Here is a 9,406-nt window from a genome sequence, read left to right as displayed (position 1 = left end):
CGGCTTACAATCTTAATGCGTCGGTCTGCATTGTTAATGCATCGGCTTACAATCTGAAGGAAATCCGGTAAGATATCAATCCAGATTTTGCAGCCCCATCGCAATCTTACTGTGTTTCTCGATTTGCCCCATTACTTGTTTTGCTCGTTGAATAACTACGGCTGGTAAACCCGCCAATCTTCCGGCCTCAATACCATAAGACTTATCAGCGCCTCCCGGTTGAACTTGATGCAAGAAGATAATTTGGTCGGGTAATTCCTTGACTGTTACCTGATAGTTAGCCACATTCGGCAGAATGCTTGCCAGTTCATTCAATTCATGGTAATGAGTAGCAAAAATCGTTCGTGCCCGAATATCCACTGCTATATATTCTGCCACCGCCCAAGCTATGGAAAGACCATCAAATGTCGCTGTTCCGCGACCAATTTCATCTAACAGTACTAGCGACCTAGATGTGGCATGATTGAGAATATTCGCCGTTTCATTCATCTCCACCATGAAGGTAGATTGACCAGTTGCAAGATCATCTACTGCACCTACACGGGTGAAAATGCGATCGCATATTCCTAATCTGGCAAACCTAGCTGGTACAAAACTACCAATCTGCGCCATTAACTGAATCAATCCCACCTGACGCAAATAACAACTTTTGCCACTCGCATTCGGCCCGGTGAGGATGATCAAATCGGGATTGTCATTTGTTATTTGTCCTTGGTCATCTCCCAATGACATAGGCGCTTCGCCTTCCCGCAGGGTATGACTAATGACAAATGACTCTCCTCCCAATTGCGTCGAATTCGGCACAAAGAAACCCGCAGGTAAAGACTGTTCTACCACCGGATGACGGCCATCAACTATGTTTATCTCCCTTCCTGATAACATTTCTGGACGACAGTAACCTTGATGCACCGCTAACTCAGCCAAACCACACAACACATCCGCCGCCGCGACTGCACGAGACAGATTGCGAATCACTTCCGCCTCTTGTGCTACCTCTTCGCGCAACGCCGTAAAAATCTCATACTCCAACTGATTTAAATCATCCCGTGCTGCGAGAATCCGGGCTTCCCGTTCCTTCAAATCTGGGGTGATGTAACGTTCCTCATTCGTCAGGGTTTGCTTACGGATATAATTAGCGGGTACTTGGTCAGCTTTCGTGCGGGAAATACTGATATAATAACCAAAGGTTTTGTTAAATCCTACCTTCAGAGTGGAAATACCCGTTTTAGCTCTCTCATCAACTTCTAAATTGGCAATCCATTGCTGATCCGCTTCTACAGTTGCCTTTCTCTCATCTAACAGGGGATTTACACTGGGGCGAATCAATCCGCCTTCTTTGATTAGTATGGGTGGCGACTCGACAAGATGCGCGTGTAACTTTTGTGCTAATTCTTCCAACACAGTTGGGACTTTCTGCAAAGCTTTTAGAAATGGAGAACGCGCTTGGGTTACTAAGCTGGATAATTCTGGTAAGCGTGAGAGGGAATCTGCCAAAGCTACTAAATCTCTAGCATTAGCTGTACCAGAACCTGCCCTGCCTGTGAGTCGTTCCAAATCATAAATTTGGCGTAACAATTGCCGCAAATCTTGACGCAGGGGCGTATTTTCCATCAATTCTTCGATGGTATCTTGCCGCGCCCGAATGCCTTTAATATCGAGTAGGGGTTGCAATAACCAGCGCCGTAAAGCCCGCCCGCCCATCGCTGTACTAGTTTTATCTAATGCCCAAAGTAGAGAACCGTGAAAAGTACCATCCCGAACAGTTTGGGTAATTTCCAGATTACGGCGGGTTTGATTGTCAACAATTAGGTAGTCGGTGACAGTGTAGCTGCGGAGTCTTTGAAGGGTAACTGGGTTTTCTTTTTGAGTATCTTCTAAGTATTCCAGAAGACCGCCAGCCGCACGAACGGCGAGGGGAAGATGATCGCAACCAAGTCCTTCGAGCGATCGCACCTTAAATTTCTGTAATAATCTAGGTCTAGCTTCAGCTTGGGAAAAGGGAACTTGCGATCGCAAACTATAGCAAAATGATGGTGGCAAACACTGGGGGAGATGTGGCGAAGTTTCTCCGGGACGTAGCAAACTACCTAAATCAGGCGCATTTGTCGGAACCAGCACCTCTGAAGGTTGCAAGCGCATTAATTCCTGTGTCAGATGTTCTAAATCACTGCCTTGAGTCGTGAGAAATTCCCCTGTGGAGATGTCTGCATAAGCTAAACCCCAATGATTTGCGGCAATTACTACTGCTGCTAGGTAATTATTGCGACTTGATTTGAGCATTCCCTCTTCCAGCAAAGTGCCAGGAGTCAGGATGCGCGTTACCTCCCGTCGTACCAATCTACCAGCAGCTTCAGAAGCATCTTCTACTTGGTCGCAAATTACGACTGCATAACCTTTTTCTACCAGCAGCGTTGCGTAGCGTTCCCAAGCGTGGTGCGGAACACCAGACATCGCCACTCGTCCTTGTTCGCCAGCTTGTTTGCTAGTGAGGACTAATTCTAATTCTTGCGCTAGTTTTACAGCATCTTGAAAATAGCATTCAAAGAAATCTCCTACCCGATACAGCAATACCGCGTGAGGATATTTATCCTTCGTCTCGACATAGTGCAAGTACATTTGACTTAGCTTACTGCGATCCACCTGTTGATGGTCAGAAATAAAAGTACTTGCATCGGGCTTGCTAGATGGAGTTTCAGAGTCAGAGGCGGTCATAGATGCTATCGAGTTACGCACGGAAATTCCCCAAGATCCGATGATAACGTGATGTGAAAGTTGAATGGCGATCGCTAAAGGATATTTTACCCTTTGTTATATTAGCTTGCTGATGCACCGATTATTGCTGTTAAAGTAGTGAAGAGGCGATCGCAGTATGGCGAAGCTTGACGAACCCTAGCTACATTCAACAACGCTAAAAGCTTCGGAGCGTGTGTCCTTTTAGTTCTTTTTTCATACTTGCCATTTTTTGAATGACGGGTAGCTGTCTTTAACTGGATATACAAAGTTTCTTTAGAAATTTGCTCTACATTCTGATATTGTGCCATTAAACGCTCAATTCCATCTTCCCTAAATCCCTCCCCATAAAACTCTTTTAAAGCATCAATATCAGCAATAAACCATGCTTCCATTGTTTGCACCATCAGTTGGCATTGCTCATCGTCAAAATTAACTGCATCTAAAATCCAAGGATGATCTTCTGTTCTACTTCTCAGATGTTCCCAAGGTGTAACAGTGGAATCAACCGGAGATTCAGCATCAATTAATAAAACATTGAAAGCTTCTACTTGAGACTCTAAAGCCGTTTTAAAATCCTCATAAGCATCACGCCTTGATCCACACATAACGATAAATATTTTAATGTTTTCACCTGCAATATCATATAGTTCGTGAAAAAATTTTATAAAACCTGGGCGTAGTCCAGTTGTGGTTTCTTTTCCACTCCTGATCCCACTACGAAAACCTGGGCGTGGTCTGAGTAGCAGTTCAGTATCATCTTCATCTCCAGCACCCTCAATATAAATGTATATCTTCATTACCAACGATTTCCACCAATTTGCCCCATCCGCCAGAGATCACCAAGCGTATACTTTTCTAACCATTTTTTCAATCTCTCAGATTCCTGACGATGGAGGTGGCTACCTTTTTTATCTCGTTCACAAACTATTACTGATTCTGGATATTCACTCAAAGCAGAAACTAAAGCATCAGAATGAGTTGTCACTATTAATTGTGTTCTCTGTGATGCGTCGATTAGCATTTCTGCAATTGTGGATAAAATATCTGGATGTAAACCAATCTCTGGTTCTTCAAGACAAATAAGTGGTGGTGGAGTTGGGTCAAGTAGTAAAGCCATTAAAAATAAATAACGAAGCGTACCATCAGATAATCGATTTGCCGGAATTGGTTCAATCAAACCCTCTTCACGAATAATTATCTGTACTGTACCGCCAGATATTATTACACCCAGTTCTTCGGCTGCTTCATAAAACTTTTTCAGCTTTTCAATAATTTTTCTATGACCTATTTTATTTTTTAAGTTGTTTAAAAATAGACCCAGATTACTACCATCTTCTAGTAGAGGATGTTCAGGTAAGTCAGGCTTTTGAGCATTTCTTGGTACTGAATATCGCCCCATCTGCCAGTCACGATATAAAGCTATATTAGAAAATGTAGTGCTGAGATAAGAGAGTTCTGGATACAAATCTGGATCTGTTCGCTGAGATAAGACTGACTGATCTGGAATTAAATCTTCTCGCCGAAGAGTACGAGTACGTTGAATGTTGAAGTCATCGTCTAACTTATTAATATTTAAAACCGGACGACCTCTTTGGTAACGATAGTAAAAATAAACATCATCTGATCCTGGATATGGTCGTTCATTCTCTATAGCTTCATCAACTAGCTCTAGTAGTCTTCTTTGACCAATCGCTGTCAAACTAACTTGATAACGTAAATTTTGGGGTCTTTGAGGGTAATCTAAATTAGCTTCTATTTTGGCTACTGGATTTTCCTGTCCACCCTTCCACAGAAACTCGCTAACCCCTCCACCTTGCCGAAATGGGGCGGGTAAGTCTGTTGGTGTTGCTTTTAAAATTCCAATTGCTTCAATTAAATTCGATTTACCTGAAGTGTTAGCCCCAATTAAAACATTAAGCGGTTGCAGTTCAATTTCTTCATCTTCATTTCCATAGGAAAGAAAATTCTTTAATCGAATAGAATGGATAAATCTTTTACCGTCCATTAGGTTTTCCTATTTAGTTAATTATCTATATTTTATTAATGTCATATTTGCTAGTAATTATGGACAGAATTACCTCAGTATTTAATGGTAACCTGATATACAGGCAAAGGGCGATGTCTGCGGCGGGCTACGCCTACGCTCAAGGATATTTTACTCTTTTTTGCGACTGCTTCGACGCGTAGACGCTGGGGTAACTGGTTCATAAGCCTTGAGTCCCGCATCGCCCGTAAAAATTTCTACTTGGAATGTGCTACTGGTTTTGGCGTAATATTCAGCCACAGTCTTAATTGTCGCATCTCCGATAGAAATCTTTCTAGATGCTAGAGTAGGCCATTCAGTAGCCAACTGTTTCAATTGCTCTGAATTCCAAAGTTCACCCACTTGAGTTTCAAAAACTCCCCAAGGTATAACTCCATCTGCTACTTTCACTAAAATATTACCGAAAGTTTGAGCAATTTCATATCGCTTAGAGTTAGCTTGTGCAATGTGATTACCAGTTTCTATAATTGTTGCTATTGGTAGTATAAACTTTGCACCTTGTTTTTCTTCTTCCTGAAAACGGGCTTCAACTCTTTTTTTATCCCATTTATCATTATCAGAACCACAAGTTTCTTTACCAGGTACACCTAAGTAGACGCAAAGGATTGATGTATCAATAATCAAAACCTTTCTCATATCTCATTTTACTTATTATCAGAAAGGCTCTTTTCAATTGCGCCTTTAGTTGCTAGTCTGCCTAAAGTACCCGATGCTAACAAAAGAGGAAGATTTTCAATATCTTCTAAAAGAGTAAGTTTGCTTTCTCCAGTTTCTTGATCGCGGTGGGCGACAACCACGAAAGGAACTATCTCTGGGCCTAAAGCATCAAGCAAAGCTGGATTATGGGTAGTCAGTAAAATATCAATTTTTCTTTTCTGACCAATTTCTCGCAGTATTTTAACTAGCAATTCTGCACGGGAGGGATGAAGACCATTATCTATTTCTTCAATTACTAGTTGACTACCTTCTGGTCTAGTGAGTAGTGCTGTGAGTATTGCTAGAAAGCGGAGAGTTCCATCTGACATTGTTTTAGCATCAATTTCTGTAACATGACCAGGTTTCCATTCTTCCTGACAGTAAAGCATTGCATCAGTACCAAATCTGCCCACTTTTTCTGCCCATAGTTTTTGAATATCACCTTCTGGCAAATCTTTGATGTAGTTAGATAGAGTGGATTCTACTTCAGTTTTATGTTCTTCAGATAATGCTGCTAATACACCAGCAATATTGGAGGCATCGCTTTCAAGAGTGTCAGATAGGCGTGAATACTCACGCATTTTAGAGGGAATAGGATTCAGGATCAAAATTTCTTTCAGAGTGGAAACAACACAATTGATAGCTTTAATTTTTAAGGGAAAACATCTTTGTTGAAGTTCTTTTTCAAAAACCATGCTACCATCTTCGGCAATGCTGAAATATATATGATTAGATATAATATCCTTAAAATCAAAAGAAGTTACTGGCTCTTTCATCCCAGTTCTTGTATTTAAATCTATTTTTTTAACAGTGAATTTTTCTACATAATTAATAACACGATCTTCATTTAAATTTTGACGCTCAATATATTCTTCTATAACTTTGACTTCACTTACTATTTGTGTTTGTATAACATATAAGTAGTCTGCTTTATCATCTTCACCCTGAACTAAAGCATTTAATGTAAATTGAGTTTCGGGTTTAAGTGCAGCCCACTCTAAGCCACCTCTAATAGATGTAAGTGTTTTATCTCCTGCTAAAGCTGCTTCAACATTCTCACCTCTAGCTATTCTTTGTAAAAATTCCAAAGCTTCAACTACATTGGACTTACCACTGGCATTTGTCCCAATCAGAACAGTCAATGGGTCAAGTGGAAGCTCCGCATAACGGAAACTTTTCCAATTTTCAAGAATGAGTTGCTTAAGCATGACCAACTCCAAAAATTATAAAATTATATTTTTACTAATACTCTTGATAACAACTTAAGATGCAAATCGCAGAGTTTAATACACCTTTAAAATTTCACTCACCCAACCATTCTTCACGAGAAACTCCAGCTTGTCGCAATAGCCGCGATAATAGATCCACACTAATATCACCCTCATAAGGATTGGTAATAATTACAGTAACATCACCTCGCCGCATTTGTGGATGCTTTCCTCCGGCATAGGGGCCTTCAAAGCCCAACTCTTGCAGACGTTTTACTAAATCACGCCAAGAAACAGGAGTTAATCTAGACATTTTTATACAGGTTTGGTCAGTTCATTGAGGTTCATACCAGCAATTACGGGAATCGTTAACCCCAAATGTAACCGTAGCGCTAGCCAATCACTTAAAGCCTCTCTTAATTCTCGCCTACATCCTTCTAACGTTTGATGATTTGCCCAGACTCCTTGTAAGCTTGGAATTTCACCCCAATAAGTTTGCTCATCTTCAATAATCTCATAAACCGCTAGTTCCATTGCTTGGTCAATATAGCTTGCCAGCATAATAATTAAACAATCCAGTACTTACTTCAATTTAGCTTTTATCAGTGGCGATGCCTACGCTCAAGCATTCTTACCCTTTTGGTGCGATCGCTCCAGTGCATAAATTATCCAAAAAAATTTAAACACTATAAATAGAGTTAGCATAAATTGCCATCTGCGATCTGTTACGCAAATTAAGGCGGTTTAAAAGGTGAGTCACAATTTCTGATACTTTTTTAGATATATTTACTTAGCATTAAATACTTGCTCATTTGTCTGGCGATTTTACACCCTCTCAACAAAAAATATAAAAGCCAATTAGATAGAGTAATAATTCAGGTTTTTACTCTATCTAACTGGCTACATTTCGCTCAGTTTTTGATGATTTATTTTTCTGGGGGTAAATCTACACTGTAAACAATTTTCCCTACCAAGTTACGCAGTGTTACCGTCATCACTTTTGTATTTCCATTAATTTTAACTCCTCCAAAGAATTGCAAACCTTCACTTGGGGGTCGATTTGCTTTCGTACCTGGAGGAAGGCTTTGAAATATTAATTGTGGGCCAAAAGTATTTTCCAATTCATTGGGGCCAAATGTGCCAGAGTTAAGAGGTCCAGCAACAAACTCCCAAAAAGGCTTAAAGTCGGTAAACTGTGCTTTAGCGGGGTTGTAATAGTGGGCTGCTGCATAATGTACATCAGCAGTTAACCAAACAACATTCTGGATATTCTTATTTTTGATAAATCGTAGTAAATCGGCAAGTTCTAATTCTCTTCCTAAAGCTGGGCCATCTCCATTAGCCCAAGCTTCAAAATCAGTGCTACCGTCTTTAACTATCAATCCCAAAGGCATATCACTCGCAATCACTTTCCATGTTGCTTTTGATGAGAGCAATTGCCTTTTCAACCATTCCACTTGTTTTTTGCTCAAAAAGTCTGTTTTTTCGCTTGGTACTGGCTGATTATTGGGGCTGTTTGGCCCCCGGTACGTGCGCTCATCTAGCATGAAAATATCTAATAATGGGCCATAGTTGAAGGAGCGATAAATTTTCGCTTTATCTGGATCATTTGTTTCATAACCAATAGGTAGATATTCCAAAAATGCTTGCCTTGCCCTTTGGGATAGCAAGTTAACATCCTTAACTGTATAACGGTCATCGTTCAGGATAATTTGCCCAGGATACCAATTGTTCCTTGTTTCATGGTCGTCCCACTGTGCCAATATGGGAACTTCAGCGTTGAAGCGCTTGATGTTTTGATCCAGTAAATTGTAGATATAGTTACCACGATATTCTGTGAGAGTTTCTGCTACTTTGGATTTTTCTAGTGTAGTGATGTTTTTCCAAATAGTGCCGTCGTCTAAAGTTACTTCTGATTGAATTGGGCCATCGGCGTAAATATTATCGCCAGAATGAATAAAAAAGTCGGGGTGAAGTTGGCGCATAGTTTCGTAAATTTTCATTCCACCAAACTCAGGATTAATCCCCCATCCCTGACCGGCAGTGTCACCACCCCAAACAAAGAATACATCTCGCCCAGATTTGGGGGGAGTGCGGAAAGTGCCTTTGACAGGAGCGCTGTAAGTGCCTTGATAATTTAAATCTTGGAAGATCACCCGATAAAATAATTTTTGGTCTGGTGGCAGGTTCCTCAGATAAAGTCGTGCTGTAAAGTCACTATTTTTTAGAGCATTGGGCCCTACAACTCGCTGCACATTTTTAAAAGATTCGCTGGTAGAGTATTCTACGATCATTTTGGCGGGGCGATCGCTGCGACTCCAAATAACAATGCTATCTTTGGAAATATCTCCGCTAGCTACACCATAAGGTATAGCAGGACGCACTTTGTCAGAGGTGATAATTGCAGGCGCTTGGGCAAAAACTTGTGATTTCGATACAAGATTTGTGGCAATAATTCCACCTGCTGTGATAGTTGAACGAAGCAAAAACTGGCGGCGGTTTAGTTGCGATGGGCGATTAGATTCCATGATAAATAATGCCAAGCTTAAGAAGTATTACAGAATAAGTGTTTAGCACATTCTCTTATCCCAACAAGTAAAGCTTGGGTTATCCAAGGGTTAATAGACTTCTTGCATAAATTAAAAATAAGAACCCCACCCCTTACACCCCACCCGGATGCTAAGGCTACGGTGTACACACAAGCCGGAAAAACTTCATCTACCAA

9 protein-coding genes are annotated in these 9,406 nt (G+C 40.8%); all 9 read right to left on the bottom strand.

Features of this window, described 5'->3' with window-relative positions:
* Nucleotides 1-75 precede the first annotated feature (75 nt).
* On the bottom strand, nt 76-2,712 hold the full coding sequence (gene mutS / locus ACFE90_RS03845; RefSeq protein ID WP_375497968.1) for a DNA mismatch repair protein MutS: 2,637 nt from the start codon (nt 2,710-2,712) through the stop codon (nt 76-78).
* A 101-nt stretch (nt 2,713-2,813) separates the two neighbouring features.
* Nucleotides 2,814-3,530, bottom strand: a complete 717-nt coding sequence (locus ACFE90_RS03840; RefSeq protein ID WP_375497882.1) for a DUF4276 family protein — start codon at nt 3,528-3,530, stop codon at nt 2,814-2,816.
* Nucleotides 3,530-4,738: an AAA family ATPase gene (locus ACFE90_RS03835; RefSeq protein WP_375497880.1), complete on the bottom strand. Its 1,209-nt coding sequence runs from the start codon at nt 4,736-4,738 to the stop codon at nt 3,530-3,532. The genes ACFE90_RS03840 and ACFE90_RS03835 overlap by 1 nt, the downstream gene beginning before the upstream one ends.
* A 150-nt stretch (nt 4,739-4,888) precedes the next feature.
* Nucleotides 4,889-5,413: a hypothetical protein gene (locus ACFE90_RS03830; protein WP_375497878.1), complete on the bottom strand. Its 525-nt coding sequence runs from the start codon at nt 5,411-5,413 to the stop codon at nt 4,889-4,891.
* Nucleotides 5,414-5,421: 8 nt separating this feature from the next.
* Nucleotides 5,422-6,681: an AAA family ATPase gene (locus ACFE90_RS03825; protein WP_375497876.1), complete on the bottom strand. Its 1,260-nt coding sequence runs from the start codon at nt 6,679-6,681 to the stop codon at nt 5,422-5,424.
* A 94-nt stretch (nt 6,682-6,775) separates the two neighbouring features.
* The gene (locus ACFE90_RS03820; protein ID WP_375497874.1) at nt 6,776-6,994 is read right to left on the bottom strand and encodes a type II toxin-antitoxin system HicA family toxin; all 219 of its coding nucleotides are present in this window, start codon (nt 6,992-6,994) and stop codon (nt 6,776-6,778) included.
* A 2-nt stretch (nt 6,995-6,996) separates the two neighbouring features.
* On the bottom strand, nt 6,997-7,242 hold the full coding sequence (locus ACFE90_RS03815) for a type II toxin-antitoxin system HicB family antitoxin (protein WP_375497872.1): 246 nt from the start codon (nt 7,240-7,242) through the stop codon (nt 6,997-6,999).
* A gap of 365 nt (nt 7,243-7,607) precedes the next feature.
* Nucleotides 7,608-9,209 carry an alkaline phosphatase D family protein gene (locus ACFE90_RS03810; RefSeq protein ID WP_375497870.1) on the bottom strand — a complete coding sequence of 534 codons (1,602 nt, stop codon included), beginning with the start codon at nt 9,207-9,209 and terminating at the stop codon, nt 7,608-7,610.
* A 17-nt stretch (nt 9,210-9,226) separates the two neighbouring features.
* The coding region (locus tag ACFE90_RS03805; RefSeq protein WP_375497868.1) for a hypothetical protein at nt 9,227-9,406 on the bottom strand (180 nt) is incomplete at its 5' end.

It is taken from the genome of uncultured Nostoc sp., from assembly GCF_964245445.1.
In the GTDB taxonomy this organism is placed as follows: Bacteria; Cyanobacteriota; Cyanobacteriia; order Cyanobacteriales; family Nostocaceae; genus Nostoc.
The sequence above is the reverse complement of the archived record's forward strand: the minus strand, read 5'-3'. Positions and strand labels throughout refer to the sequence as shown.